Source organism: Haliea sp. E17 (genome assembly GCF_048323675.1).
Classification (GTDB): Bacteria; Pseudomonadota; Gammaproteobacteria; order Pseudomonadales; family Halieaceae; genus Mangrovimicrobium.
The window spans coordinates 153,872-180,787 of the sequence record NZ_JBLWFK010000006.1; the positions used below are offsets into that span (position 1 = coordinate 153,872).

At 63.9% G+C, this 26,916-nt stretch carries 21 protein-coding genes; 11 read left to right on the top strand and 10 right to left on the bottom strand.

The genetic code is table 11. The features are described from left to right. Positions 1 to 14 precede the first annotated feature (14 nt). Both ACNKU3_RS16750 and ACNKU3_RS16755 read left to right on the top strand, forming a co-directional pair. Positions 15 to 2,450: a TonB-dependent receptor gene (locus tag ACNKU3_RS16750; protein WP_418260697.1), complete on the top strand. Its 2,436-nt coding sequence runs from the start codon at positions 15 to 17 to the stop codon at positions 2,448 to 2,450. Between the two features lie 17 nt (positions 2,451 to 2,467). Continuing rightward, positions 2,468 to 3,340, top strand: a complete 873-nt coding sequence (locus ACNKU3_RS16755) for an oxygenase MpaB family protein (protein ID WP_418260698.1) — start codon at positions 2,468 to 2,470, stop codon at positions 3,338 to 3,340. A 63-nt stretch (positions 3,341 to 3,403) separates the two neighbouring features. Here the strand turns inward: ACNKU3_RS16755 and car are convergent, their stop codons facing one another. The 4 genes from car to ACNKU3_RS16775 all read right to left on the bottom strand — a co-directional run bounded on the left by car (position 3,404) and on the right by ACNKU3_RS16775 (position 10,401). Next, a complete protein-coding gene (car, locus tag ACNKU3_RS16760; RefSeq protein WP_418260699.1) occupies positions 3,404 to 6,931 on the bottom strand; it encodes a carboxylic acid reductase in 3,528 nt (1,175 codons plus the stop codon). A gap of 186 nt (positions 6,932 to 7,117) precedes the next feature. Next, a complete protein-coding gene (locus tag ACNKU3_RS16765) occupies positions 7,118 to 8,020 on the bottom strand; it encodes an enoyl-CoA hydratase-related protein (RefSeq protein ID WP_418260700.1) in 903 nt (300 codons plus the stop codon). 18 nt (positions 8,021 to 8,038) lie between these two features. Then, positions 8,039 to 9,247 carry an acetyl-CoA C-acetyltransferase gene (locus tag ACNKU3_RS16770; RefSeq protein WP_418260701.1) on the bottom strand — a complete coding sequence of 403 codons (1,209 nt, stop codon included), beginning with the start codon at positions 9,245 to 9,247 and terminating at the stop codon, positions 8,039 to 8,041. 170 nt (positions 9,248 to 9,417) lie between these two features. Next, a complete protein-coding gene (locus ACNKU3_RS16775; RefSeq protein ID WP_418260702.1) occupies positions 9,418 to 10,401 on the bottom strand; it encodes a zinc-dependent alcohol dehydrogenase family protein in 984 nt (327 codons plus the stop codon). 201 nt (positions 10,402 to 10,602) lie between these two features. Here ACNKU3_RS16775 and ACNKU3_RS16780 point away from each other — a divergent pair, with 201 nt between their 5' ends. The 9 genes from ACNKU3_RS16780 to ACNKU3_RS16820 all read left to right on the top strand — a co-directional run bounded on the left by ACNKU3_RS16780 (position 10,603) and on the right by ACNKU3_RS16820 (position 19,414). Continuing rightward, a complete protein-coding gene (locus ACNKU3_RS16780) occupies positions 10,603 to 11,376 on the top strand; it encodes a 5-formyltetrahydrofolate cyclo-ligase (RefSeq protein WP_418260703.1) in 774 nt (257 codons plus the stop codon). 59 nt (positions 11,377 to 11,435) lie between these two features. Next, positions 11,436 to 12,062 (top strand): queuosine precursor transporter, encoded by a 627-nt coding sequence (locus ACNKU3_RS16785; RefSeq protein ID WP_418260704.1) that lies wholly within the window; start codon positions 11,436 to 11,438, stop codon positions 12,060 to 12,062. 195 nt (positions 12,063 to 12,257) lie between these two features. After that, positions 12,258 to 13,439 carry a hypothetical protein gene (locus ACNKU3_RS16790; RefSeq protein ID WP_418260705.1) on the top strand — a complete coding sequence of 394 codons (1,182 nt, stop codon included), beginning with the start codon at positions 12,258 to 12,260 and terminating at the stop codon, positions 13,437 to 13,439. A 162-nt stretch (positions 13,440 to 13,601) separates the two neighbouring features. After that, a complete protein-coding gene (locus tag ACNKU3_RS16795) occupies positions 13,602 to 15,491 on the top strand; it encodes an amidohydrolase (protein ID WP_418260706.1) in 1,890 nt (629 codons plus the stop codon). A 45-nt stretch (positions 15,492 to 15,536) separates the two neighbouring features. Further along, on the top strand, positions 15,537 to 16,349 hold the full coding sequence (locus tag ACNKU3_RS16800) for a transporter (RefSeq protein ID WP_418260707.1): 813 nt from the start codon (positions 15,537 to 15,539) through the stop codon (positions 16,347 to 16,349). Between the two features lie 154 nt (positions 16,350 to 16,503). Continuing rightward, on the top strand, positions 16,504 to 16,989 hold the full coding sequence (gene ybaK / locus ACNKU3_RS16805; protein ID WP_418260708.1) for a Cys-tRNA(Pro) deacylase: 486 nt from the start codon (positions 16,504 to 16,506) through the stop codon (positions 16,987 to 16,989). Positions 16,990 to 17,001: 12 nt separating this feature from the next. Continuing rightward, on the top strand, positions 17,002 to 17,412 hold the full coding sequence (locus tag ACNKU3_RS16810) for a GFA family protein (protein ID WP_418260709.1): 411 nt from the start codon (positions 17,002 to 17,004) through the stop codon (positions 17,410 to 17,412). Between the two features lie 82 nt (positions 17,413 to 17,494). Then, positions 17,495 to 19,057 (top strand): phospholipase D family protein, encoded by a 1,563-nt coding sequence (locus ACNKU3_RS16815; protein ID WP_418260710.1) that lies wholly within the window; start codon positions 17,495 to 17,497, stop codon positions 19,055 to 19,057. Between the two features lie 60 nt (positions 19,058 to 19,117). After that, a complete protein-coding gene (locus ACNKU3_RS16820) occupies positions 19,118 to 19,414 on the top strand; it encodes an SDR family oxidoreductase (protein ID WP_418260711.1) in 297 nt (98 codons plus the stop codon). A 43-nt stretch (positions 19,415 to 19,457) separates the two neighbouring features. Here the strand turns inward: ACNKU3_RS16820 and ACNKU3_RS16825 are convergent, their stop codons facing one another. The 6 genes from ACNKU3_RS16825 to ACNKU3_RS16850 form a co-directional block, all read right to left on the bottom strand. Continuing rightward, positions 19,458 to 21,308, bottom strand: coding sequence for a flavin-containing monooxygenase (locus ACNKU3_RS16825; protein ID WP_418260712.1), 1,851 nt, complete (start codon positions 21,306 to 21,308; stop codon positions 19,458 to 19,460). Between the two features lie 75 nt (positions 21,309 to 21,383). Beyond that, positions 21,384 to 21,911, bottom strand: coding sequence for a CoxG family protein (locus tag ACNKU3_RS16830; RefSeq protein ID WP_418260713.1), 528 nt, complete (start codon positions 21,909 to 21,911; stop codon positions 21,384 to 21,386). Positions 21,912 to 21,974: 63 nt separating this feature from the next. Further along, positions 21,975 to 22,787, bottom strand: coding sequence for a TauD/TfdA dioxygenase family protein (locus tag ACNKU3_RS16835; RefSeq protein WP_418260714.1), 813 nt, complete (start codon positions 22,785 to 22,787; stop codon positions 21,975 to 21,977). A gap of 175 nt (positions 22,788 to 22,962) precedes the next feature. Next, positions 22,963 to 23,601: a TetR/AcrR family transcriptional regulator gene (locus tag ACNKU3_RS16840; protein ID WP_418260715.1), complete on the bottom strand. Its 639-nt coding sequence runs from the start codon at positions 23,599 to 23,601 to the stop codon at positions 22,963 to 22,965. Further along, complete coding sequence (locus tag ACNKU3_RS16845; RefSeq protein WP_418260716.1) at positions 23,592 to 24,260, bottom strand: NrdJb; 669 nt, start codon at positions 24,258 to 24,260, stop codon at positions 23,592 to 23,594. The genes ACNKU3_RS16840 and ACNKU3_RS16845 overlap by 10 nt, the downstream gene beginning before the upstream one ends. A 29-nt stretch (positions 24,261 to 24,289) precedes the next feature. After that, the gene (locus ACNKU3_RS16850) at positions 24,290 to 26,440 is read right to left on the bottom strand and encodes an adenosylcobalamin-dependent ribonucleoside-diphosphate reductase (protein WP_418260717.1); all 2,151 of its coding nucleotides are present in this window, start codon (positions 26,438 to 26,440) and stop codon (positions 24,290 to 24,292) included. Positions 26,441 to 26,916: the final 476 nt, after the last annotated feature.

Below are 26,916 nucleotides of genomic sequence, written 5' to 3' on the forward strand. Positions count from 1 at the left end.
CAAGGAAGGACAGCATGACGCACGCAAAATCAGTAAGCCAGCCCCTGGCCCTCGCACTGGCCTGTGGCACTCTCGTCACCACCTCGCTGGTCCATGCCCAGGACAGCGGGAGTTCAGCGATCGCTCTGGAGGAGATCATTGTCACCGCCCAGCGCAGGGAACAGTCGGTGAACGACGTGGGCATGGCGATCCAGACCTTCAGCGGTGAAAACCTCGACCAGCTGCACATTACCGATGTCGGGGACATGACGGCACTGATACCCGGGTTTACCGTGGCGCAGAGTTTCCAGGGCGTGCCGACCTACACCCTGCGTGGAATCGGCTTCAACACCATCAACATCTCGGCCAAGTCCACCGTGGGTACCTATGTCGACGAAGTCGCCTATCCCTTCCCGATACTCAACTCCGGGCCGCTCTACGACCTGCAGCGGGTGGAGGTGCTCAAGGGGCCCCAGGGCACCCTGTTCGGTCGCAACACCACGGCCGGCCTGATCAACCTGGTCACCAACAAACCCAGCGCGGAATTCGAAGCCATGCTGCGCGGCGAGGTGGGCAACTACGACACCTTCAATTTCGAGGGCATGGTCAGCGGCCCCCTCACCGATACCCTCGGTGCACGGCTGGCCCTGCGCAGCGAGAACAGCGGCGAAGGCTGGCAGAAATCGAATTCCCGCGACGACAAGCTCGGCGAAGTCGACCGCCAGGGCGCCCGCCTGTCTCTGGCATGGGCACCGGGTGACAACCTGAATGTCGATTTCTCCTACAGCTGGTGGCAAAACCAGTCGGACATGCTCGCCGCCCAGGCCATCGGCTTTACCCCCTCGACCACCGGCAGCCTGTTCAATGCGCCCGGCCTGGCCGACTACGTGGCCGCCAACCGGCCGCGCAACAGCGACGAGGCCGACTGGGCACCGTACTCCCGGCGCAGCCAGGACATCGGCACCGGGCTCGGCATGCCCGGTGATCTCGCCGAGGACAGTTCGCTGAACGCCCTGGCCCTGCAGGTGAGCTATGAGCTGCCGAACGGCCTGCAACTGATCTCGCTCACCGGTTACCAGGACCTGGAACGTGACGGGCTGACCGATTTCAGCGGCGCACCCTATGAGCTCCTCATGGAAGACCTGCACGGAACAATCGAAAGTTTTTCCCAGGAACTGCGCCTGCAGGGCGAAGGCGAAAAAGCCAGCTGGCTGCTCGGCGCCTACTATGCCGATGACCAACTGCTGGACTCCAACCGCACCATGCTCGGCGAAAACGCCAATGTGGCCCTGGTGCGCGCCTACACCCTGCAGTTACTCGAGACTCCGTTCAACAGCGGGGGCTATAGCGCCGAGGAGGCCAGCCAGGCCTTCCGCACCTACCGCGACAGCGCCGACATCGACGTGCGCTCCTGGAGCGTGTTCGGCAACCTGACCTGGGAATTCAACGATTCTCTCAGCCTTACCGGCGGACTGCGCTACACCGAGGACAAACAGGACTACGCGGGCTGTTCCAGCGACTTCAACGGCAACATGCTGCCCAACGTCAATATCACCAACCGCTTCCTGTTCTTCAGCTTCTACAATCAACTGCCCGGAGAAGTCTCCCAGGGCAACTGCCACACCTACGACCCCGACAGCGCCAGCTTTGGCCTGGTGAAATCCACCCTGGACGAGGACAACGTGGCCTGGCGCATGGCACTGAACTGGTGGCCAGTGCAGGACGTCCTGCTCTACACCTCGATCTCCCAGGGCGCCAAGTCCGGCGAAACGCCGGTGAATCCCGCCAACCTGGCGGAACAGAACGCGCCGGTGAAACAGGAGGAACTGCTGTCCTACGAGGCGGGCATCAAGGCCACCCTGCTGGACGGCAGCCTGCAGGCCAACGCCACGGCATTTTTCTACGACTACAGCGACAAGCAGCTGAACGTCTACTTCGCCGACCCGATCTACACCGCCCTGCCGCGACTGGACAACATTCCGGACTCCGAGGCCTACGGCCTCGACACCGAGATCAGCTGGCGGATCACGCCGAACCTGACCGCTATCGCCGCGGCCACCTGGCTGCACACCGAGGTCCAGGATTACGAGGGCATCAACTCCGCCGGCCTGCCGGAGAATTTCGACGGCGCGGACTTCCTCTACAGCCCCGACTTCAGCGGCACCCTGACACTGCTGTACGCGCGGCCGATCAGCGAACGCCTGGGCATCAGCGCCAGCTTCAACGCCCGGCACCAGTCGGACTCCTACGCCAATCTCAGCGGCGACGATGACTTCACCATCGACGCCTATTCCCTGTACAGCGCCAGTATCGGCCTGAACACCCTCGACGGGCGCTGGGACCTGGCGCTGTGGGGCGACAACCTCGCCGACGAGTACTACTGGGTCGCGGTGACCCAGGGCGCCAACACCATCATCCGCTTCCCCGGCAAGGCGCGCACCTACGGCGCCACGCTGACCTACCGGTTCTGAGCGCGCAGGGAGCCAACGTGACAGCGACGGAACAAGCACAGGAGGGGCAGGCCGGCCGGCTGATCGACTTCACCCGGCCGGCGGGCGAACCCGCGCTGATCGCGCCGGACTCGGTGTCCTGGCGGGTGTTCAAGAACCCGCTGGCGATGTACATCGGCGGCATCACCGCAGTGATCCTGGAATTCGCCGAGCCGCGCATTCGCACCGGCGTCTGGGAGCACACCTCGTTCCGCGACGATCCCCTGCCGCGCCTGAAGCGAACCGGGCTGGCGGCCATGGTCACCGTCTACGGCGCGCGCAGTGTCGCCGAGCGGATGATTGCCGGGGTGACCCGCATGCACGCGCGGGTGAAGGGCAGCACCCCCGACGGGGTAGCCTACGAGGCACTGGAACCGGAACTGATGAACTGGGTGCAGGCCACGGCGTCCTTCGGCTTCCTGCAGGCCTATCATCACTTTGTACGCCCCCTCAGCGATGCCGAACGGGACAGTTTCTACTTCGAGGCCCTGCCGGCGGCTGCGCTCTATGGCGCCCCCGGCGCCCCCGCCAGCGAAGCTGAGCAACAGGCACTGTTCGAGAGCATGTATCCGCAGTTCGAGGACCACGCCATCGTGCGCGAATTCCTCGAGATCATCGGCACCCGGGTAGCGCTGCCAGGTTTTCTGAGGCCGCTTTCCCACCTGTGCCTGCGTGCAGCGGTAGAGATACTGCCTGGAGAAATCAAGTCACTGCTCGACCTGTCCGCCTTCCCACCGCTGAACGGGTTTCAGCGGTGCCTGCTGCGGTTTATCGGGCGCGTTACCGACCGCATCCCGATTCGTTCAGCGCCACCGGCACGGGCCTGCCGCCGACTGGGCCTGCCGCCAACCTACCTCTATCACCGCAAGTAAGCGAGGCCCGCACCGGTCGGCATGTCAACCTTCGGCACCCGCCGAATCACAGCGTGCCACAATTCAAAGCAAGCCGATGTAGCGAAGATCGGCAATGTACTTCTCGATCATCGCGGACGACAGGCTGGGTATATCCCCATCGCCTGCCCTGATGGCCGCACTGAAGCGAGCGCTCGGCAATTGACTGCCCATCTGTGTGGACTGGGGCCTGGCATAGGGGCTCAGCAGCGCGAGCAGCGAATGCTGCTGCCGGTCCTCGGGCAGCGCATGCATGGCGGTTTCAAAATGCTGCAACCACGCGGCATAACTGTCCAGTCGCTGGATAGCGCAACCGGCCCCGATCATCCAGTCGACGAACTCGTCGAGCCCGACCCCCTGCCTGGCGGGACTGGACAGGTTGTAGCTGGCGTACCCACTGGTGGCCGATGCGCCGATGCCGGTGATCGCCTCCGCCAGGAAATCCACGGCGAAGCCCTCGTAGCGCCCGGCGGGACGCCCCCCGGACAGGTCCTCGGCGTAGAACGTGGGCGGGGCCACCCCGGTGACCGCCAGGCTGTAGAGTAGGCGAGTGAACATGTCCGGCACGTTCAACTGCCCCCGGTAGCGGCTGTGCGCCAGGATCATGCCGGGCCGGAACACCGCCACCGGCAGGTCGAACTGCTCGTGGGCCTCGCGCAACAGCACTTCTCCCGCCCATTTGCTGAGGTTGTAGCCGTTGGCGTAACTCTCGTCGATGTCACCGGCAGGCGCCTGGGCCCGGATATCACCGTCTTCATCGACCGCGTGCCCGGCGCACAACACGCTGACGCCCAGTGTCGAAACATAGTTGAAACGCTTCAGGCGCCCGGTGATGGCGAGGCGCAACAACTCCGCGGTGCCGTTGACGTTGGCGGGAAACAGCTGCTTGTAGGGCAGGCGGTGGTTCACATGCGCACCGCAGTGAACAATCAGGTCCACACTTTCGGCGAGTCGCTGCCAGGTCGCGTCGTCCAGGCCCAGGCCGGGCGCACCGAGATCGCCGGCGACAACCTCCAGATGCTCAGCAGCCAACGCGTCGAAGTGCCCGCGCAATTCCGGGTCGGTGTCGATGGCCGCCACGACCCGCCGACGGGCGTCCGCCGCGTCGCTGCCACGGGCAACCAGGATGAGCTTGCCGCCCGTCTCCGCCAGGCGCTCGAGCCAGGACAGCGCGAGGAAGCGACCGAGGAAGCCGGTGGCGCCAGTCAGCAGCACGGTGTTTACCTCGACTGCCGGCCGCGGCAGGTCCGCGGCGGCGGCGAGGATGTCAGCACTGATGAACTTGTCGAGCCGGAAATCGGCGGCGTGGATGGTCCTTGCATCCTTGCCGTGGACTGCGGCGAAGGTCGTCCGCCTGCCGCTGGCATCGAGTTCACTGTCGATGGCCTCGACCACCTGGGCGAGGCTGCCCGCCGGATTGATAATGGCGCCCACCGGCACTTCTACGGCGAAAATGTCCTCCAGCAAGCGGGAAAACTCCAGTGCCGAGAGCGAGTCCCCGCCGAGGTCGGCGAACCCGTCGCTCAGTTCTACCTCCTCAGGCGAAATGCCGAGGATCGCACACAGTGCCCGGGTAACCGCCTCTGCCCTGGGAAGTTCCGCGCCGGAGTGGCGCAGCACACGCAACTCGTCCACCTGCTCCTGGGCGAGACGGTCGTACAGGGCCTCCAGTTCGTCACTGTAGCGCGCCTTGAGGTTGGGCCGCTGGTGCTTGCCCACCTCGGTAAGGAGGGTATTTGCCAGGCTGAAGGGCTCGGTTTCGACGATGAAATCCCGGGGAATCTCGTAGCCGTTGAGCTCCTCGGCATCCGCCACCCGGCGCAGCGCGCCGCGAATCGCCACCTTTACTGAATCGGCCGCCGCGCCGCCGGCCGCCAGTTGCGCCGCCAGGTCTTCCGAGGGCACCACGACCGCCAACAGGTAGGCGCGCTCGCTCGTGCCGTAGATATAGATCTGGCGGATCTCCTGGGCGTGGGAGTAGAGCGCCTCGAGCTTGGCAACCGCGACAAACTCGCCCTGGGACAGCTTCTGCACGTTGTTGCGGCGGTCGAGATATACCAGGTGGTCGGGGCCGAGCTCCGCCATCACGTCGCCGGTGCGGAAGTAGCCATCCGCGGTGAACTTTTCCGCATTGAGTGCGGGTTGTTTGTAGTAGCCGGGAACGAAGACACTCGATTTAACCAGCAACTCGCCTCGCGGATGGGGCTTGTCCGTTTTGAAATAGCCGAGCTCCGGGACATCATCCAGCCGGTAGTCGACAACCGGGGGCCGCTGTACTTTCCAGTCGACCAGTACCGTGCCGCCGGCGATCTCGGTGGAGGAATAGCCGATGGACATGTGCAGTCCCAGCATCGACTCCATGAACTCGTAGGTAGCCGGCGCCAGCGAAGCCGAGCCGCAACCGACCGACACCAGGCGCCCGCCGAGGGTCTGCTCACGCATCTGGGTCTTGAGTTCCACGGCGATCGCCTCGGGGTCGCCGCCGCCGGCAATGCGACGATCGAACTCACCGAGGTAACGGTGGTAAAACAGCTCGCACACCCGCGGCACCAGCGAAGCCATCGTCGGCCTGGCCAGGGACAGGTCCTCGAACAGGGTGGACAGGTCGGCCTTCGGCGCGCAGTAGCTGGTGCCCCCGTTGCCCAGCGTCAGCACCATATAGCCGTGCCCCACGAGGTGGGCCATGGGCATGAAGCTCAGGGTAATGACGGGCGTGGGGAAACAGCCCAGCCAGGTATTGCGCGACAGTGACTGGGGAAACATCGCCCCCTTCGGGGTCCCGGTACTGCCCGAGGTATAAAACAGCGCGGCCAGGGGGTCCTCACCCTCCGCCGGCGCGTACAGCGGCACTTCCGGCAGGTCGTGCCCCGCGGCGACCAGTCCCGCCAGGGTTTCGATGGCGCTGTCGCAGCCCGCGTCGGCCAGTCGCTTGCGCGCCTGCGCCAGTCGTTCGCGCTGGTCGTCGTCGCGTTCGTCGTATTCGATGACGCTGATCAGTTGCGGCACGTAACCGCCCAGTACCGCGTCGATGGCAGCGTCGAGGTAATCGATGCTCGCCACCAGCACCCGGGCTTCGGTCTCCGCCATGATATCGACATGGTTGCGCACCGGCGCACTGGTTTGCAGGGGTACGTAGACGGCGCCGAGGCGAATGCTGGCCAGGATGGCCTTGGCATAGTCCGGGCTGGTGAAGCCGAGGATACAGACAAAATCACCATTGCGGACGGCAAAGCGCTCGTCGCGGTGCCAGGCTGCCGCGAGCGCGCCACCCTGGGTCCATAATTCCCGGTAGGAAACGGTGTCAAAGCGCGGCAGCAGTTCCAGTCGCCGGCGGCCGCTCGCGGGGTCCTCCACCAGTTCGCGGGCCCGCATGCCCAGGGCGGGGCGATCAGCGTAACCCTCCATGACCGTCTGCACGATCTCGGCCAGGTTCAGGCCGGGCCGGGTTTTCGCCCGCACCACCTCTTCCAGGGGGAATGCGGCGGCGAGTTGCGGGTCGTTTGCCGCTTTCTCTGTCGCCGCCTTGATCATCTGGCGTTTGACGTCATCGTCGAGGTCGGTGCTTGAAGCCATGGCGGGATATCCTGCTTATAAGATTATTCGAGTGCAGGAAATCATATCGAGCCGACCACACCAATACAACCAACTGGTTAGTTTTATTTGGCGAGGTGAAATTCCGGACAAAAAAAGGGAGGCACATGTGCCTCCCTCGATGAATCGGCGCGACACCGCAAGGCGCGCGCCAGTCTCCTTGAACGTTTACTTGCCCTTGTTGAAGAACGCGCCCACCAGTTGCTTGGCTTCCGGGGTCACGGTCAGCGTGCACAGGCCGCGGGTCTCGATCACCAGCGCGGTGTCGAAGTCCACGCGCAGGGCCTGTACCGCGCAGTCGAGGATCTTCGCCGGCGCCGGCCACTTGCCCTGGGTTTTCTTGTAGAGCATGGCCGGGGCCAGCTGGATCAGCTGGGCCACGGCGGGGGCCTTGTCGTTGCCGCCGGGAATGCTGAAACCCTTGACGTCCCAGGGTTTGGTAGCGGCCGCCGCGTTGTCGCGGTTGGCGAGAATCCAGGCCTTGGCCCGGGGCAGCAGTTCCTCGACGCTGTCGACGGTCTCGTCGATCAGGCCGGCTTCCAGCGCCTGCGCCGGGGTCATGCGGGTGCCTTCCAGCAGGAAGGGCAGCGCCTTTTCGAGGCCCAGCATACTCACACTGCGCACGATGCCACCGGCGCCGGGCAGCAGGCCGAGGCCGACTTCCGGCAGGCCGAGGGCGACGCTGTCGTCGTTCCAGGCGATGCGGTGGTTGCAGGCCAGGCAGACTTCGAAGCCGCCGCCCAGCGCCGCGCCATTGATCGCCGCGACCACCGGTACCGGCAGTTTTTCCAGTGCACGGAAATCGGCCTTCATGCCCTCGATCATGTCGAAGAATTCCTGCAGCCCCTCTTTCTCCACGGCGAGGATCTCGTTGAGGTCCGCGCCGGCGAAGAAGGTTTTCTTGGCGGAGGCGAAGACCACACCGGCCAGCCCCTCTTCCGCCTGCAGCTTCGCCACGGCACTGCTCATTTCCGCGCGGTACTCCGCGCTCATGGAATTGACCTTGGCGTCCAGGTCCATGGTGATAGTGACGATGCCGTCGGCGTCTTTCTCGTAGTTGAATCCGCTCATTGCTCTATGTCCTCCGGCTCACACGCGCTCGATGATGGTGGAAATACCCATACCGCCGCCCACGCAGAGCGACACCATGGCGCGCCTCAGGTCGCGGCGCTCCAGTTCGTCGAGCATGGTGCCGACCAGCATCGCGCCGGTGGCGCCCAGCGGGTGGCCCATGGCGATGGCGCCGCCGTTGACGTTGGTCACCTCGTGGTCGATACCGAGGTCCTGCATGTAGCGCAGGCCAATGGAGGCGAAGGCCTCGTTGATTTCCCACAGGTCGATGTCTTTCTTCTCCAGGCCGGCGACCTTCAGGCACTTCTCGGCGGCCGGACCGGGGCCGGTGAGCATGATGATCGGGTCGGTGGAGAGCACCGCAGTGGCGACGATGCGCGCGCGGGGCGTCAGGCCGAGGTCCTTGCCGGCCTTCTCGGAACCGATCAGCACGGCGGAGGCGCCGTCGACGATGCCGGAGGAATTGCCCGGGGTGTGCACGTGGTTGATCTTGTCCAGCTGGGTGTACTTGGACAGGATCATGTCGTCGAAGCCCATGTTGCCGAGGGCCTCGAAGGCAGCGCGCAGGCCGGCCAGCGACTCGAGGGTAGTGCCGGGCTTGATGAAGTCGTCCTTCTCCAGGATCAGCAGGCCGTTTTCGTCGCGCACCGGCACGACCGACTTGTCGAAGAAGCCGTTGTCGCGGGCGTGGGCGGCGCGACGCTGGGATTCCACGGCGAAGGCGTCGACGTCTTCACGGGTCCAGCCGCCGAGGGTGGCGATGGTGTCGGCGCCGATGCCCTGGGGAACGAATTTGGTCTTCAGGCAGAAACCGGGGTCGTTGCCGAAGGCGCCGCCGTTGGAGCCGATGGGCTCGCGGGACATGCACTCGACGCCGCCAGCGACAATCAGGTTTTCCCAGCCGGAGGCGATTTTCGCCGCGGCGCTGTTCACCGCCTCGAGGCCGGAGGCACAGAAACGGTCGAGCTGGACGCCGGGCACGGATTCATCCCATTCCGCGTTCTGCACGATCAGCTTGGCGATATCGGAACCCTGCTCCCCGGTAGGGGTGACACAGCCCATGATCACGTCATCGACATAGGAGGTATCGAGATCGTAGCGGCGCTGCAGTTCACGCAGCAGGCCGGCGCCGAGGTCGACAGGTTTGACTTGATGCAGGCTGCCACCTGCCTTGCCCTTGCTCCGCGGGGTGCGGATGGCGTCGAAAATATAGGCGGTATTGCTCATAGGAATTCCCCATTGCTATTCCGAGGTGGCGCCCATGATGCGGCAGCGCCGCGGTGGCGGCAATGATGGTGCCGTGAATAAAAATTGACAGTAGCGTACACCGCAGCGCCCTTTATTGCGGGAGACCGGCCCCAGCGAGGACTTGCAGGCCCCGCTGCCGGGCCGCTCGATCAGGGCACCAGCACCGCGGCGCCGGTGAAGCGCCCGGCACGCAGGTCATCGAGGGCCGCGTTGGCCTGCTCCAGCGGGTAGGCATGCACCGTGGTCTCGATGGGGATTGCCGCCGCCAGCGGCAGGAATTCCTCGCCGTCCCGGCGGGTGAGGTTGGCGATCGATACCACTTCGCGCTCACCCCAGAGGATGTCATAGGGGAAGGAGGGAATATCGCTCATATGGATGCCGGCGCAGACCACCCGCCCGCCACGGCGCACCGCGCGCAGGGCCCGGGGCACCAGTTCCCCCGCCGGGGCGAAGATGATCGCACCTTCCAGTGGTTCCGGGGCGGGGGCCGCCGAATCGCCCGCCCATACGGCCCCCAGCGAGAGCGCGAACTGCTGTGCTTCAAAATCGCCCTCGCGGGTAAAGGCGTACACCCGCTGGCCGTGATGGCGGGCGACCTGGATCAGGATGTGCGCGGCGGCGCCAAAGCCATAGAGAGCGATGCTGCCGCAGTCGGCGACCCGGCGGTAGGCGCGATAGCCGATCAGGCCCGCGCAGAGCAGCGGCGCCGCCTGCCGGTCATCGAAGCCCGGCGGGATGGGGAAGCAGTAGCGCGCGTCCGCGACGGTGTATTCGGCAAATCCGCCGTTGATCTGGTAGCCGGTGTAGCGGGCCTCATCGCAGAGGTTCTCGCGCCCGCGATCGCAGTACCAGCAGTGGCCGCAGCTCCCGCCCAGCCAGGGCACGCCGAGGCGCTGCCCCGGCGCAAAGCCCTCCACCCCGGCGCCCAGCGCGGTGACTTCGCCGACAATCTGGTGGCCCGGGATCACCGGCAGGGTGGGCTCGGTGAGGTCGCCGTCGACCACGTGCAGGTCGGTACGGCAGATGCCGCAAACAGTCACCCGCAACTGCAGCTGGCCGGGGCCGGGTTGCGGCACCGGCACATCGCGCAGCGCCAGCGGCTGGCCCACTGCGTCGAACACCATGGCTCGCATAAGCATCTCCTGCAAGGATATCCGCTTGCCTGCCAGCGACCATAAGCCGCCGGCTTGTGGCCGGTCAATTCCCCGGGGGCGGCATTCCGCGCACCGCGGCCAGGGAAGCCGCCAGACAGCGGAATCCTGACCAGATGGACAGGTTTTATTGGTATACCTTTTGCAAAAGTTTTGTAGATATTATTCAAGGGGAGCCAAAGCATGACCAGTGGGACGACCGTTCGCGAGGGACGCTGGAGCGGCCGGCACAGCGCCAAGGACGCCCTGCGCCAGCGCGTCTGGGAAACCCTGGAACGCGAGGGATACGCTGTGGGCAACCCGTTCAGCGCCATCCCGGACTTCGTCGGCGCCGAGGTCGCGGCCCTGCAACTGGCCATGCTGCCCTTCTGGCAGTCGGCAAACATCGTCAAGTGCAACCCCGACCGCGGCCAGGGCTGGGTACGGCTGCAGGCACTAAAAGAGGGCAAACGGGTGTACACCCCGGTGCCTGAACTGACTGCGGACTTCCCCTTTATCCACCTCGACCCGTCAGTGCTGCGCGCCCGCGGCATCGCCTTCGATGACGTTATGTACTCGGAGGGCGCCCTCGCCCACGGCGAGCGCGTCGAGTTCGAGGCCATGGCGCCGATGGACATCTGCGTGGTCGGCTGCGTCGCTGTCAGCCCCGCCGGGGGGCGCACCGGCAAGGGCGCCGGCTTTGCGGACCTGGAAATGGGCATCTTCCGCGAACTGCAACTGCTCGCCCCGGACACGCCGGTAGTGACTACCGTGCACGAGGCCCAGGTGGTCGCAGATGAAGACATCGTCATGCAGGCCCACGACACGCCGCTGGACTGGATCATAACCCCCGCGCGTGCCATCGAAACCCGCTCGCCCTACCCGGCCCCCGGGGCACTCGACTGGAGCGCGGTGCAGCCCGACCAGTTCACCGCCATCCCCTTCCTCAGTGCCCTGCGCGCGAGGCTCTCGGCCTGAGCAGCGCGGCCGACAGCCCCCACCACGGCCTGCCCGCGCGGGAGCTGAAGTTCATCGTCATGCTCACGGTGTTTATCGCCTGCATGAGCTTTATCAACGTGGTCAGCGCCAAGCTGTGGACCGTGGCCGGGCTCACCATCTCCGGCGGCATCATGGCCTACTGGCTGACCTTTCCGGTCACCGACGTGGTCGGGGAAATCTTCGGCCGGCGCCGCGCGCAGCTGGTGGTCTGGCTGGGCTTCGGCGCCAACGTGCTGGTGCTGCTCATGTCCCAGCTGGCGGTCGCGTTGCCGCCGTCCCCGATCTACCAGGACCAGGCCGCCTTCAGCACCGTACTCGGTGCGGTACCGCTGATCGTCATCGCCTCGCTGGCTGCCTACCTGGTAGCCCAGACCCACGACGTCTGGGCCTTCGAATTCTGGCGGCGGCGCACCAACGGCCGCCACCTGTGGTTGCGCAACAACCTCAGCACCGTAGGTTCGCAGTTGCTCGATTCACTGGTCTTCAACGGCATCGCCTTCTGGCTGTTCGCCGAGCAGCGCATGCCGCTGGCTGATTTCATCACCATGACCGTCGGCTACTGGGCCTTCAAGGTCGCCATCGCCATCTGCGACACCCCGGTGGTCTACGCCCTGGTCTACTGGCTGCAACCCGCCTCGGCCCGAACGGAGCGGCGGGAGGACTGATTGCCGACCGGTCGCGCAACGCGACGCCCGATGTCCGGTATGGGGAAGGGATGTCCAGATGGCATTCGAACCTTTCATTGCTGACCAACCGTCAACTCCCTAGACTCCAGTGATTCATTGCGGACCTCCCGCCCGTGCGTGGTCTGCACTGGTGCGGACACCCATACCAATAACAGAAAGGGCGCAGGCAAGCCTATGGCACTCAAGCGACGGCGTTTCCTCGGCAACACTGCAACCGCCCTGGCGGGCACCCTTCTCTACCCAGGAGCATCGCGCATGGTCTTTGCCAACGACTTCGACACCTCGCTCAGCAACGCACTGTCGGGCGGCCTGCCCGCGGAAAAGGACCTCGTCTTCCCCGGCCAGCCGGAAAACCCGGAAATGCGCGAGAGCGTCAACATCTGGCTGTTCGCGGAGGACGGCAGCTTCGCCTTTCCGCGCATGGCGCTGGAGGCGGAGGCCTGGTCCTGGGACAAGCGCATGTACGACTCCAACTTCGCCTTCGCCGGCGGCCGGGTAATGAAAAGCTTTGGCTGGGGAGCCGTGCCCTCGCCGATTGACGACCGGGGCCAGCCCGCCGTGTTCGGCGGCGGGCCGCTGACCTTTCGCTGTATCGAGCCTTTCAAGCGCTGGTTGGTGAGCTTCGACGGCGAGGTTGTCGACGGCGATGTCAGCCAGCAGATGGATCGCAGCTTCGGCAAGACCCCCGAACTGGTACCCGTGCGGATGGAAGCCGAACTGGAAATGGTCACCCCCGCCTGGGTGCAGGACCGCGCGCCGGAGAAGGTGGCGCAGATGTCCCGCCAGGACCAGCTCAACGCGGAATTCATGGGTGTCGGCTACCGCTTCGAACACCTGTTCCGCGGCGACGGCGAGCTGAGCGTCGCCGGCGGCCCGAACAAGCCCTTCCGCAGCGTCGGCTCGCGCATTCACCGCCAGAGTGTTCGTCCCTCCACCACGCTCGCCAATGACTGGCTGGGCCACTGCTGGCAGTCCGCGGTGTTTCCCGATGGCCGCGCCTTCGGCTGCTGTGCCTATCCCAACAGCAGCATGGACGGCTGGACCTATAACGATGCCTACGTCTATCTCGATGGACAGATGCACGTGGCGCGCATGGTCAAAACCCCCTGGCTGGATAAACTGCTTGCCGAGGGCGACGACTGCAGCCTGGAACTGGAATACAGCGGCGGCAGGATTCGCATCGGCGGCAGAACCACGCTGACCACCTTTACCCTGATGACCGAGGGCCCGATGGCCGGCTTCGCCCTCAACCAGACCGGCGCCTGGTACAGCTGGGACGACCAGCGGGCCATCGGCATGATGGAGCGTTCCAGCAGTTTTGAGGTGCTGGGCGGGCTTCCCGGACAGGGCGCCTAGGCGCCCCAGCACAGCCCTGCACGGGAGCCTGGCCGCCGGAGTCGACTGACCAAAGCCAGGGGTTCCACAAAAACGTTGCCGCCTGAAGTCGAACTCCCGCCCCCCATTTTGCTAGCGCGACTATACTCCACTCCCGATAACCACCGGTTCCGCGAGCACCACATGCCAAACTGCCTGCTGCGCAAACGCGCCCTCGCTGTACTGATTTTCCTGCCGCTATTGCTCACCGGGTGCCAGAAAGCCGGGGACGAGAGCACCAGCGCGGCGCCAGCCACTCTCCCGCGGGCAGCCGCCCCGACTGAACCGGCACAAGAAGCGCCGTCTTTCGCCGATATCATCTATACGGGGGGACCGATTCTTACCATCGACGAGGCCCTGCCGGACGCAGAAGCTGTCGCGACAAGAGAAGGCCGCATTATCGCCGTGGGTACGCTGCAGGACATGGTCAATCTGCGAGGCCCGGACACTGCGACCTATGACCTGCAGGGCAACACTCTCCTGCCGGGCTTCGTCGACAGCCACGGCCACACCATCATGGGCGGGCTGCAGGCGCTCTCCGCCAACCTGCTGTCGCCACCGGATGGCGCGGTCACCGACATCGACAGCCTGGTGCAGAAGCTCAGGGACTGGGCCAGCGACAACGCCGACACCGTCAAGACCGTGAATCTCATCGTCGGCTTCGGCTACGACCAGTCGCAACTGGCAGAACTGCGCCACCCGACCCGCGACGACCTGGACAAGGTATCCACCGAGGTGCCGGTACTGATCATCCACCAGTCCGGCCACCTGGCCTCGGCAAACTCGCAAGCGCTGGAGATCATGGGCTATACCGCAGCCACCCCCAATCCCGAGGGTGGCGTGATCAGGCGCGATGACCGGGGCAATCCCAACGGGGTGCTCGAGGAAATCGCCTTTTTCCTCGGCGGCAGCAAGGTCATGGGCAATGTCGGCGAGGAGGGCCTGCTGGCCTTTGCCAAAGCGGGCGCCGGGATGTGGGCCAGCTACGGCTACACTACCGCCCAGGAAGGGCGCGCAACGCCCGCGGTTCTCCAGGCCGCGATCAAGGCCGGCCAGCAGGGCCTGTACCCCATCGACCTGGTGGTCTATCCCGACGTATTGATCAACCGTGACATCATCCTGGAGAAAGCATCCCCGGAATATGTCGACCATGTTCGCGTCGGCGGCGCCAAGCTCACCATCGACGGTTCGCCCCAGGGTTTCACCGCACTGCGTGACCGGCCCTACTACGATCCGGTGGGCGACTACCCGCCGGGCTACAAGGGTTATTCCGCGGCGACCATGGACCAGGTCGTCGACGCGATCGACTGGGCCTTCGCCAACGGGATACAGATACTGACCCACGCCAATGGCGAGGGCGCCTCGGACATGCTGCTCTCGGCCATCGATGCCGCTACGGAAAAGTACGGCCCCGCCGACCGGCGCCCGGTGCTGATCCACGGCCAGTTCCTGCGCCCCGACCAGGTGGATTCGATCAAGCGCCTGGCGGTGTTTCCCTCGGTGTTCCCCATGCATACTTTCTACTGGGGCGACTGGCACCGCGACCACACCGTGGGCCCGGTCAACGGCGACAACATCTCGCCCACCGGCTGGCTGGTTGAGCGCGGCATGCAATTCGGCACCCACCACGACGCACCGGTAGCGCTGCCGGACAGCATGCGGGTGCTCGACGCCACCGTAACCCGGCGCACGCGCTCCGGGGATATCCTCGGCCCCGCCCAGCGGGTGGACGTCATGACCGCGCTGAAGGCGATGACCCTCTGGCCCGCATACCAGCATTTCGAGGAGCACGACAAGGGTTCGATCAGCGTGGGCAAGCTTGCGGATTTCGTCATTCTTTCCGGCAACCCGACACAAATTGACCCGGAATCACTGGATACCCTGCGTGTACAGGCTACCATCAAGGAGGATACGGTCATCTATCGCGCCTCCGGGGAGCAAGGCACGCTGGGCTTCCACAGCGATTTTCCACCCGGCGCACGGATGGCGACCGGCTACCAACTGCTGCACAGTACTGAAGATGCCATCCACTGACTTTTCGCAATCACGCCCGGACACGGACACTGCCAGAGCTAAACCATGAACCTGAAAATATCACGCATTTTCCCCATGCTGGCGGTGGCCTCGATGGCCCTGCCAGCCGCCCTTGCCAGTGCGCAATCCCAGGAAGAACTGGCCAAGCAACTGGCCAACCCCATCGCCGCGCTGATCAGCGTACCCTTCCAGTTCAATTACGATACGGACATCGGCCCCGATGACGATGGCGAACGCGTCACCCTGAACGTGCAGCCGGTCATCCCCTTTTCGATGAGCGAGGACACCAACCTGATCAGCCGCACGATCCTGCCCATCATCTGGCAGGATGACGTGGCGCCCGGAGCGGGATCGCAGTCGGGCCTGGGGGATACCGTGCAAAGCCTGTTCTTCTCACCCAAGGCGCCGACGGACAACGGCTGGATATGGGGTGCCGGGCCGGTGTTCCTGCTACCCACCGCCACCGACAAACTCCTGGGCGGCGAAAAATGGGGGGCGGGGCCCACCGCGGTGGCACTGAAACAGATCGGACCCTGGACTGTCGGCGGCCTCGCCAACCATATCTGGTCTTTCGCCGGCAAAGGCGATCGTACGGATGTCGACGCAACCTTCCTGCAGCCCTTCATCAACTACACCACCCCGCAGGGGGTCAGCCTGGTACTGCAGACCGAGGCCACCTATGACTGGGAGTCCGAGCAATGGAGCGTACCGGTCCAGGCCGGCGTCACCAAGGTATTCAGGATCGGTGGTCAGGCTGTGCAGGTTGGCGGCTTCGGCCGCTACTGGGCGGATACCACACCCACCGGGCCGGAGGGGTTTTCCCTGCGCGCAATCGTGGTACTGCTATTCCCGAAATGAGGTCCGCGGCAGTGGCGGATTAAATACTTCCAATACCAACCCTTCGGTGGGTATCATCCTCGCGGTTTTCGCGGCGGACACGATATACAGCATATTGGGTGTCCGCCACTGGATGAACCGCGCCGGGTTTCTGGCGCGATACGGGGACTGCACTATGACACCGGGCATCAACGCCGCCAGGAAGAATCGCGTGAACCACAAGGTGCACGAATACATCCACGACCCGGCCGCCGAATCCTATGGACTGGAAGCAGCCGAAAAAATGGGTGTGGCCAGCGAGCGGGTATTCAAGACCCTGGTCGTCAACCTCGACGGCAAGGTGCTGGCCGTGGGCGTGGTGCCGGTCGACCATAAACTGAACATGAAGCATATCGCCCGCGCCCTCGGTGGCAAGAAAGCCAGCATGGCGGACCCCGGTGATGTCGAGCGCAGTACCGGTTACGTCCTCGGCGGGGTCAGCCCGCTCGGGCAGAAGAAAAGCCTGCGCACCGTCATCGACGAATCGGCTACCCGGTTTCCGACCATTTTTGTCAGCGCCGGGCGCCGCGGCCTGGAAATCGAGCTGTCTCCCGACGACCTGTGTACACTGGTTGACGGCAGCTTTGCGTCGATCAGCGACCAGCCACCCGCACGTGGATAGAGGAGAATAAGCATGGGCAATTTCCCGCTCGAAGGCCGCTGCCAGTGCGGCGGTGTCACTTACCGACTGCTGCAGGAACCGGATTTCATCGTCGCCTGCCACTGCCGGGAATGCCAGAAGCTGTCCACCAGCGCTTTCTCGATCACCGCGATGGTTCCCGCCGGGGCAGTCGAATTCTCCGGCGAACTGGCCCACTGGGAACGCAGTTCCGACAGCGGCAACATCAACGCGGCGAAGTTCTGTCCAACTTGCGGCAACCGCATCTATCACTACAATCCCGCTGATCCGGGCAGGATCAAGCTGAAACCCTCCACCCTCGACGACACCAGCATCATCCAGCCGACCACGCACATCTGGGTGAGCGAAAAGCAGGACTGGTTTGAGATTCCCGAAGGGGTTACCGTACACGAAAAACAGATGTAGCCGGAACGAGGCCGCACGCGGCAAACCGGACTCTTCCAATACAGAACGAACCATCTGCCTTGATGAGGACACAGGGGTAACTATGCCGAACTGTAGCCGCGGCCGGACCACACGCCTTGTTGTACTGCTCGCCGCCCTGCTGCTGAGTGCCTGCAGCTCCCTGCCCAGCCTGGACAATCGCAGCGCCAGCTACGCGCCGCCACCTGACGCCACTACGGCGCTCGCCCAGTACGCCCGTCCGATGCTCGACAAGCACCCCGGCGAGTCGGGCTTCAAGCCCCTGGTCGATGGCGAGGATGCCTTTATCGCCCGCCTGCGGCTGATCGCGGTGGCGGAGAAGACCGTCGATGCCCAGTACTACATCTGGCACGACGACCTGACCGGCCGCGTGCTGCACTATGCGCTGCTGCAGGCCGCGGACCGCGGTGTCCGGGTGCGCCTGCTGCTCGACGACCTGGACACCGCCGGCAAGGACACCGTCCTGCGCACCCTGGATGCTCACCCGAACATCGAGGTGCGCGTATTCAATCCCTTCGCCAACCGGCAGAACCGCGCCGCAGATTTCCTCGGCGATACCAGCCGGGTCAACCGCCGCATGCACAACAAGACCCTCACCGTGGATGGCATGGCCAGCATCTTTGGCGGACGCAATATCGGCGACGAGTACTTCGCCGCCGGGGAAGATGTCGGCTTTGGCGACATGGACGCCGTATCCGTGGGCGGGGTCGCCGGGGAAATCGAATCCCAGTTCGACCTGTACTGGAACAGCGACTGGGCCTACCCGATCGCCAGTTTCAGCTGGGACTCGGCGGTCACAGCAGCAGACCTCGACGCCTACCGCAGCGAGCTGGCGCAGTTCATGGACGAGGCGCGGCACTCCCACTACGCGCAGATTCTCAAGCAGTACCGGCTGGCGACATCCGACCTCAGGGAAAGCGACTTCAGCTGGTCGCCGTGGGTGCTGGCCTACGACCAACCGGACAAGGTCGTGGCGAAAGAGGTCAGCGCAGACACCCACCTGGCGCCGCAACTGCGGAAGGCGCTGGATATCACCCGGCACGACCTGGTGATCGTCTCGCCCTATTTCGTACCCGGAGAGCAATTCACCGAATACCTGACTGACATGGTCCAGCGCGGCGTACGGGTGCGCATCCTCACCAATTCGCTGGCCGCCAACGACGTCTCCCTGGTGCACGCCGGTTACATGCGCTATCGCAAGGCCTTGCTGCGCGGCGGCGTCGAACTCTACGAGTACCGCGCCGACGCCAACAAGGTGACCGCGAAGCGGCGCAAAGAGGAGCGCATCGGCGCCTCCAAGGCCAGCCTGCACGGCAAGTTCTTCGGCTTCGACCGCAGCCACCTGTTTATCGGCTCCTTCAACCTGGATGGCCGCTCCTACGCCCTCAACACGGAACTGGGCGTGTATTTCGCCAGCCCACAGCAGGCCGGCCTGTTATCCGATTCCTTCGACGCCATCGCTGGCCGGCTGGCCTACCAACTGCATCTCGACGACCGGGGGGATATCGTCTGGCACTCCAGATCCGGCGCCAGCGCCGCCACTGTCGACCACGAGCCCGACACGACCTGGTGGCAGCGTTTCAGCACGCGGGTGCTGTCGTGGATCGTGCCGGAATCGCAACTGTAACCCGCTGCGAGTGGCCTGCAGTTACCCTCTCCACAGCAATCAAAGATTAAAACCTCCGGCATGGGCGAACAGGTCGCCCGCATCCGCTTCAACGCGATAGCGCCCTGCCCGACCCGCACTGCCTTCATGGATTTCCAGGAAAAGGAACTGCCCGAGGGCTTCATGGACGCCTGGCCCTGCCCCTCGCTGGGCCGCATGGCGACCGCCGAGGAACAGGCCTGGCCGCTGATCCTGCTCAACAGCCCGCTGAAGCGGGTGGTCACCGGTACGTTCCTGTACACGGAACAGGGTTTCGCCAGCGGGGAATTCACCGGGGCCATCGACCCGGCGTTCATGATGGGCGGCCAGTGCAACTAGAAGTACCAGCAACACGGACTGGAGCACGGGCCTGCAAGCGGGGTCAGGTGATATTCAGCCCCTGCAGCTCGCCCTGCTCCCGCCATTCCCGCATCAGGCCTTCGAAGGCAGCCCAACCGGGGCCATAGGCCTCGCCGAGATACCAGCGGTATTTCTCCTTGCCTTCGCTGTCCACCTGCTTCTCGCCCTCGTTGTTGAAGTAACTCGGGGTGCACTCGCGCTGCAGTTCGGAGATATCGATGGCCGTTTCCCGGATGTGGCTGACCCAGGCCTGCTGTGCCGCGGCCTCCGGCTCGACGGTCGTCGCACCGCGCGCCTGCACCTGGCTGATGATGTAGGCGATGTGGCCGGCCTGCCGGTTGAAGGTCTCGGTGGTGGTGGCGTTGAAGCCGCCCTGGTAGAAACCCATGTAAAACTGGTTGGGAAAATTGCAGGCCATCATCCCGTGCAGGGTCTGGTAGCCGTCGGCCCAGTAATCGTAGAGCGAAATCCCGTTGCGGCCGGCGATAGTCCCGATGCCCCAGCGTCGGTCGAGGTCGCTGGTGACCTCGAAGCCACTGGCGAAAATCATGCAGTCGACCGCGTACTCCTCGCCGTGGGCGACAAAGCCGGTCTCGGTCATGCACTCCACGCCCTGGGTAGCGGAGACGTCGATCAGGGTGACATTGGGTCGGTTGAAAGTGTCGTAATAATCGTCGTTCGACAGGGGCCGTTTACAGTTGAAGCGGAAATACGGCTTCAGGGCCTCGGCGGTACGCCTGTCGTCGATCATCGCGTCGATCCGGCGGCGCATTCGCTCGACCACGCGATAGTCCATTTCCTCGCGGCGTTTCAGGTATTCCTCGATCGACATTTCCGGATAACCTTCAGCTGCCAGTTCCGCGGACAGGTTGCGGTTGATCTCCGTCCAGAAATCGCAGATCAGGTCTTCCTCGGCAGGCTTCGGCCCGTCGATGGCAAAGCGGTGGAAATTGTCGATGCGCTCCTGCTGCCAGCCCTCGCCCAGCGCAGCCTGCCAGGCCGGATCGGTGGGGGGGTTGTCGCGCTTGTCGACCATTGGCGGCGTGCGCTGCAGTACGTACAGCTGTTTCGCGTACTTGCCGAGGTAGGGCACCGCCTGGATCGCGGTAGCGCCGGTACCGATGATGCCCACGCGCTTGTCGGCGAGTTTGTCCAGCACCGGGTTCTTGTTGTCACCGCCGCTGTACTCGTAGTCCCAGCGGGCGGTGTGGAACATCTTGCCGCGGAATTCGTGGATACCCGGAATACCCGGCAGCTTGGGAATGTTGAGCAGGCCGTTGGCCATGATGACGAAGCGCGCGCGGATGTCGTCGCCGCGATCGGTGGTGACCCGCCAGCGCTGGATGCCCTCGTCCCACTGCAGGGAGGTGATCAGCGTGTGAAACAGGGCCTTGTCGTAAAGCTCGAAACGCCGGGCGATGGACTGGCAGTATTCGTAGATTTCATGGCCGTCGGAGAATTTTTTCGAGGGCGTATAGCCCATCTCTTCCAGCAGCGGCAGGTAGCAGTAGGCGTCGTTGTCGCACTGGGCGCCGGGGTAGCGATTCCAGTACCAGACGCCGCCGAAGTCGCCCGCGTGGTCGATATTGCGGAAATTGTTCACCCCCGCCTTGCGCAGGTGAAAAGCCGCCAGCAGCCCGGACCAGCCGGCGCCGAGCACCGCCACGTCGAGGTCCTCGCTGATCGCGGCGCGGGGTTCAACGCTCTGGTGCGGGTCACCTTCGTAAGTGTGCTCCGGGTCGCCCACCGTGCGCTCGTACTGTTTCTGGCCCTCCGGGCGGATACGCTTGTCGCGCTCGCGGCGGTATTTCTCACGCAGCGCGGGAATATCCAGTTCACTGGCTGGTGGTACGTCAGTTGGCTTACAGGACATCGTGCCTTCTCTTATCGGTGTTGGGGGCAGAACAGTAACAGAGCCTATCCAATTCGAACCCGCGATGAAACCACTTCAGGGGGTGCCCGCGCGACTGAACCAGCCGCGTAACCACCTGGCGAGGCGCGTGACCCAGCTGACCGCGGGTTCGGGAGTGATACCTGCCGCCTGTTCGATCTCGTTTTTCAATTTGCCGGAAAAGGCCCGGGCCATCTGCGGTAGCAGGGGCTTGCACATAGCCTCCCACATGGGCGCCATCGAGCCACTGCCCTCGACCACCAGGTGCAGGCTGACTTCCGTGGCTTCCGGCCCGAGTGGAGTGGCCCGATAGGAACCGCTGCCGACCACCGGCTCCGACGCCAGCTGATAGGTGAAGTCGACATTGCCGGGGCCATCCCAGCCCTGCACATGCACCATGACATTGACGGTTTTCACCATGCCGCCGGCGCCGACCTTGATCACCCATTTGGAGTGATGCTCGTCGATGACTTCGCACTCCTGGCAGCCCGGAAACAGCACCGCCCATTTGCGAATGTCCTGTACGTAATCCCAGACTGACGCGATTCCCGCGTCGATCTGCAGCGAGTGTGTCGCCTCAATCATGCCAGCTCCATTATTTCGGGTTTAACCTTGATCCCCTCCATCAACCGGGGAGCGCGGAAGGGCTCAGGAAAAGGCCTCTTCACCGACCAGGGTGGTTCGGTGCATTTCCCGGCCGCTGTCCATGGGATAGGGTTCCGCGCGATGCAGCACCCCGGTGTTATCCCAGATCAGCAGGTCGCCAACACACCACTCGTGGCGATAGACGAAACGCGGCTGGGTGGTCCAGGCCAGCAACTCATCGAGCAGCGCGTCGCTCTCCGCGCGATCCATGCCTTCTACATGCGAAGCGTGGCAGCCGATAACCAGTGACTTGCGCCCGGAGGCGTGCGTCCAGACCAGCTTGTGGGTACGGTCCTGGATGGCGTCGAAATGCGCCTGGTCCGCCGCGGTGGGTTCCACACCCGCCCGCCGCATGGAGGTTCTGAAACTGTGCACAACCCGGAGGTCGGCGATACGCGCCCTGGTCTGCGCCGGAAGCGCCTCATAGGCCGCGTAGGAATTGGCGAACTCGGTCTGGCCTCCCACAGCGGACAACCTGATTCCGGTGAGCAGGGAGCCAAAGACCGGCACCGAGTCGTGGGTGCCGTCCATGTGCCACAGGAAGGAACCCTTCAGGTAGTTACCCTGGGGATTGGTTTTCCTGTCGAGGGCAATCTTGTAGATACCCTTTTCGCCTTCCTCACGCACGGTGCCCATCATCCCGGCGAGGGCCACCTGCTGCTCGTCACTCAGGTGCAGTTCCGGGAACACCAGCACGCCCCGCCTGACCAGCAGCGTCCGCAATTCGACCGCCACTTCCGGACGCAACAATGCATCGACCCCGGCATGTATTTCAGTGCCGATGTCTTCCTTGAGATTGATCGCCTCGAATGCCATGAGATTCTCTCCCGACCTCCACGACAGACACGCGTGCGGGGCCAACTGGTTATCGTTATTGGTTGGCAGGCAGGCGCGACAACTGGCGCTCACAGCTCTGCCGTCAATTATGATACTGGACAGTCTTTTTATTCGTCAAGCGGCTTCGGGGGTGGCTCAGGTGAATGGTCCGGTATTACCAGTTCTCCCGCGCGGTGGTAAGGACACGGACTGATTTCCTGACCCAGTCCCTGCGCTGTTGCGCCGTCACCGACCCGCCGGTCAGCAGAATATCGATATACCAACCCCGCACGGTGAGGATGAACACCTCGGCCACGCTCTGGGGGTCGTTACAGGGGACGCCGTCCAGTGCTGCACGCTCCCGGATGAAATCAGCGATACGCTGGATGCCCAGCTGGCTGCGCCGGGCGGCTTCCGCGGCGAGTTCGGGGAAGCGGTGGCTTTCGGAGTACATCAGGCGGTTAACGCTGAGCATTTCGCCTTCGAAGCTGCGTTCGAGGATGTGATTGGCAAAGGCCTCGAGGCCCTCTTCCAGGCTCAGGGTCTGGTTGCCGGCGTTGAGCACGCTGTCGGGTGCGAGCCGGGCAATCTGGGCTTCGATAATGCCGTGAAACAGGGCCTCCTTGGAGGAGAACCGGGAATACACCGTGGTCTTGGACATCCGGGCATTCTTGACGATTCTCGACACCGACGCCCCGCCGTAGCCGTGCTGCAGGAATTCCTCCAGCGCGACGTCCAGCAGGGTGTTCTCGATATCAGCTACTTCATCCAGCCGGGGTCGACCCCGGGTACGCCGGGGACGGCTTACCCGCACTTGGACTCGCCGCAATTAAGGCAGGTGAGGCAGCCGTCCATCAGGATGGCGGCTTTAACGCTGCACTTGCGGCACAGTTCCGCGGTGGCGGGAAACTCACCGCCGGCGCCGTCGTCACCAGTCTTGGCGACGTATTCGGCCTTTTTCTCGTCGAGGATTTTCTGCTGGTGCTCGGACAGGCCGGGCGACTTCAGCATGCCGATGGTCTGCAGGTGATCCTCGATCACCCAGCCGATCTCGGCGACCAGCGAGGGCATGAAGCGGCCGCCGGACTTGAAATAGCCGCCCTGGGGGTCGAACACCGCTTTCAATTCCTCCACCAGGAAAGTGCAGTCGCCGCCCTTGCGGAACACCGCGGACACGACGCGGGTCAGCGCCACGATCCACTGGAAGTGATCCATGTTCTTCGAGTTGATGAAAATCTCGAAGGGGCGCCGCAACTCGTGATCGGTACCCGGATTGAGGATGATGTCGTTGATGGTCACGTACAGGGCGTGATCCGACAGCGGGGTCTTGATCTTGTAGGTGGCGCCGTCGAGGGTTTCCGGGCGCGAGACCTTCTCGTGCATCTGCACGATATTGCTCTCGACTTCGGGCGCCGCTTCCTCTTTGCTTTTCACCTGGAAACCGACGATTTTCTGGTCGATTTTCTTGCTCATCTGCTGTTACCTCGCCGAGGCCGCTGGCCTCAGAATTTGCCGTAATAACCTTCTTTCAGGGCGTCGAAGAGGTTGGCGGCGGTGTGGGTCTCGCCGTCGTATTCCACTTCCTCGTTGCCCTTCAGTTCAATGGTGGAGCCGTCTTCAAGCTTGAACACGTACTTGGTGTTCTCCAGATCCTGCTCCTTCACCAGCACGCCCTGGAACGCTTCCGGGTTGAAGCGGAAGGTGGTACAGCCCTTGAGGCCGCGCTCCGCCGCGTACAGGTAGGTGTCCTGGAAATCCTCGTAGGGAAAATCCGTGGGCACGTTCACGGTTTTCGAGATGGAGGAATCCACCCACTTCTGCGCCGCCGCCTGCACGTCCACGTGCTGCCGCGGGGTGACGCTGTCGGCGGCGATGAAATAGTCGGGCAGCTTGTTCTGCTCGTCCTCGGTAAAGGGCATGGCGCCCGGGTTGACCAGCTCGCGGTAGGCCAGCAGTTCGTAGGAGAACACGTCGACCTTTTCCTTGCTCTTCTTGCCCTGGCGGATGACGTTACGGCTGTAGTGGTGGGCGAAGCTGGGCTCGATGCCGTTGCTGGCGTTGTTCGCCATCGACAGGGAAATGGTCCCGGTGGGCGCGATGGAGGAGTGGTGGGTGAAGCGGCCGCCCTCACGGGTCAGGGCCTCTACCAGTTCCGGTTCCACCTTGGCCAGCGCCTGCATGTAGCGGCTGTACTTGCCGTGCAGCACCCGGCCGGGGAGCTTGTCGCCCACCTTGATGCCGTCCGCGGCCATTTCCGGCCGGCGGCGCAGCATGTCGCCGGTGACTTCGAATTCCTGTTCCATGATCGGCGCAGCGCCTTTCTCCCGCGCCAGGTCGAGGCCGACCTTCCAGCCGGAAACCGCCATCTCGCGGCTGACCTGCTCGGTAAAGTCGAGGGAGTCCTTTTCACCGTATTTCAGGCGCAGCATGGCCATGGTCGAGCCGAGGCCGAGGAAGCCCATGCCGTGGCGGCGCTTGCGGGTGATCTCGTCGCGCTGCTGCTCCAGCGGCAGGCCGTTGATCTCGACCACGTTGTCGAGCATGCGGGTGAACACCGCCACGACCTCGCGGTATTCCTCCCAGTCGAAATACGCCTTCTCGCTGAAGGGTTCGCGGACGAAACGGGTCAGGTTCACCGAGCCCAGCAGGCAGCTGCCGTAGGGCGGCAGGGGCTGCTCGCCGCAGGGGTTGGTGGCGCGCACGTCTTCGCAGAACCAGTTGTTGTTCTTCTCGTTGACCTCGTCGATCAGGATGAAGCCCGGCTCGGCGTAATCGTAGGTGGAGGTCATGATGGCGTTCCACAGCTTCAGCGCGCGAATCCGCTCATAGACCTTGCAGGCTACCCGGCCCTGGGCGTCGGTAACGTAGCCGCTGCTGACCGGGAACGGCCGCCAGATGATTTCCACCGCGGGGTCGGCCGCCAGGCGCTCGTAGTCCTTTTCCGGGATCGGGAAGGACAGCGGCCACTCGCTGTCCGCGCGCACCGCGCGGATAAAATCCTCGGTGATCAGCAGCGAGAGGTTGAACTGGCGCAGGCGGCCGTCCTCGCGCTTGGCTTTCACGAATTCGAACACGTCCGGGTGGTGGACATCGAAGGTGCCCATCTGCGCGCCGCGGCGGCCGCCGGCGGAGGACACGGTGAAACACATCTTGTCGAAGATATCCATGAAGGACATCGGCCCGGAAGTGTAGGCGCCCGCCCCGGACACGAAGGCGCCTTTCGGCCGCAGGGTGGAAAATTCGTAACCGATACCGCAGCCGGCCTTCAGCGTCAGCCCTGCCTCCAGGTTGCGCTGCAGAATACCTTCCATGGAATCGGGCACGGTGCCCGACACGGTGCAGTTGATGGTGGAGGTGGAGGGCTTGTGGTCCTGCGCCCCGGCGTTGGAAACGATACGCCCGGCGGGAATCGCGCCGCGCTGCAGGGCCCAGATGAAGCGCTGCTCCCATTCCTGGCGCACACTGGCATCCTCGACTTCGGCGAGGGCGCGGGCCACCCGCACCCAGGTGGCGTCGATATCCGCGTCCACCGGGTTGCCTTCCACATCCTTCAGGCGGTACTTGCTGTCCCAGATGTCCAGAGATGCGCCCTGGAGTTCGATGTTGGTGTGATTGCCGCGGAGACTACCGCGCTGCTTGGCCGCTGATTCCAAAACATTTCCCCCGTGAACGCCGCTTCCGCTGCCTCGCAACCGCCGCGCAGCTTTGTGGTTTGAACGAGTATTAAAACCTATATATCGACATTCCGGCAACGAAAAACACAATATGTGGGTGCGATTTTTTCTCCGACGAATCGACCAGGGGGAAAGCGCAGGCTCGAAATCGCTCCAGCATGGCGCAGTGCGCACCATCCGATGGCACCGCGGGCGCACGCAAATGGTGAATTCGGACCGCCGCGAACCTGCCTGTTTTTTGATCGAATTTTATAAGTCCATGTTTATAAAGAATTATTTAATCGTGGCACGGTAAGTGCTTTGGTACAGGTACAGCGAATGGATGTTCGTTGTTTCTGCAAACTTGGTACTTCAATACGGGCAAAGACGCCCTCCTCCCGACCTTGGGAGGAGGGCTTTTTTTTTGGTTTTTGAAACCGTATTTCTTTCAGGGGCGGAGTCGATGTCAGCGGTTT

Coding starts and splice junctions, on each gene's coding strand:
- ACNKU3_RS16750 (WP_418260697.1), top strand. CDS start 15: ATGACGCACGCAAAATCAGTAAGCCAGCCCCTGGCCCTCGCACTGGCC.
- car (WP_418260699.1), bottom strand. CDS start 6,931: ATGGCTTCAAGCACCGACCTCGACGATGACGTCAAACGCCAGATGATC.
- ACNKU3_RS16765 (WP_418260700.1), bottom strand. CDS start 8,020: ATGAGCGGATTCAACTACGAGAAAGACGCCGACGGCATCGTCACTATC.
- ACNKU3_RS16770 (WP_418260701.1), bottom strand. CDS start 9,247: ATGAGCAATACCGCCTATATTTTCGACGCCATCCGCACCCCGCGGAGC.
- ACNKU3_RS16775 (WP_418260702.1), bottom strand. CDS start 10,401: ATGCGAGCCATGGTGTTCGACGCAGTGGGCCAGCCGCTGGCGCTGCGC.
- ACNKU3_RS16780 (WP_418260703.1), top strand. CDS start 10,603: ATGACCAGTGGGACGACCGTTCGCGAGGGACGCTGGAGCGGCCGGCAC.
- ACNKU3_RS16785 (WP_418260704.1), top strand. CDS start 11,436: ATGCTCACGGTGTTTATCGCCTGCATGAGCTTTATCAACGTGGTCAGC.
- ACNKU3_RS16790 (WP_418260705.1), top strand. CDS start 12,258: ATGGCACTCAAGCGACGGCGTTTCCTCGGCAACACTGCAACCGCCCTG.
- ACNKU3_RS16795 (WP_418260706.1), top strand. CDS start 13,602: ATGCCAAACTGCCTGCTGCGCAAACGCGCCCTCGCTGTACTGATTTTC.
- ACNKU3_RS16800 (WP_418260707.1), top strand. CDS start 15,537: ATGAACCTGAAAATATCACGCATTTTCCCCATGCTGGCGGTGGCCTCG.
- ybaK (WP_418260708.1), top strand. CDS start 16,504: ATGACACCGGGCATCAACGCCGCCAGGAAGAATCGCGTGAACCACAAG.
- ACNKU3_RS16810 (WP_418260709.1), top strand. CDS start 17,002: ATGGGCAATTTCCCGCTCGAAGGCCGCTGCCAGTGCGGCGGTGTCACT.
- ACNKU3_RS16815 (WP_418260710.1), top strand. CDS start 17,495: ATGCCGAACTGTAGCCGCGGCCGGACCACACGCCTTGTTGTACTGCTC.
- ACNKU3_RS16820 (WP_418260711.1), top strand. CDS start 19,118: ATGGGCGAACAGGTCGCCCGCATCCGCTTCAACGCGATAGCGCCCTGC.
- ACNKU3_RS16825 (WP_418260712.1), bottom strand. CDS start 21,308: ATGTCCTGTAAGCCAACTGACGTACCACCAGCCAGTGAACTGGATATT.
- ACNKU3_RS16830 (WP_418260713.1), bottom strand. CDS start 21,911: ATGATTGAGGCGACACACTCGCTGCAGATCGACGCGGGAATCGCGTCA.
- ACNKU3_RS16835 (WP_418260714.1), bottom strand. CDS start 22,787: ATGGCATTCGAGGCGATCAATCTCAAGGAAGACATCGGCACTGAAATA.
- ACNKU3_RS16845 (WP_418260716.1), bottom strand. CDS start 24,260: ATGAGCAAGAAAATCGACCAGAAAATCGTCGGTTTCCAGGTGAAAAGC.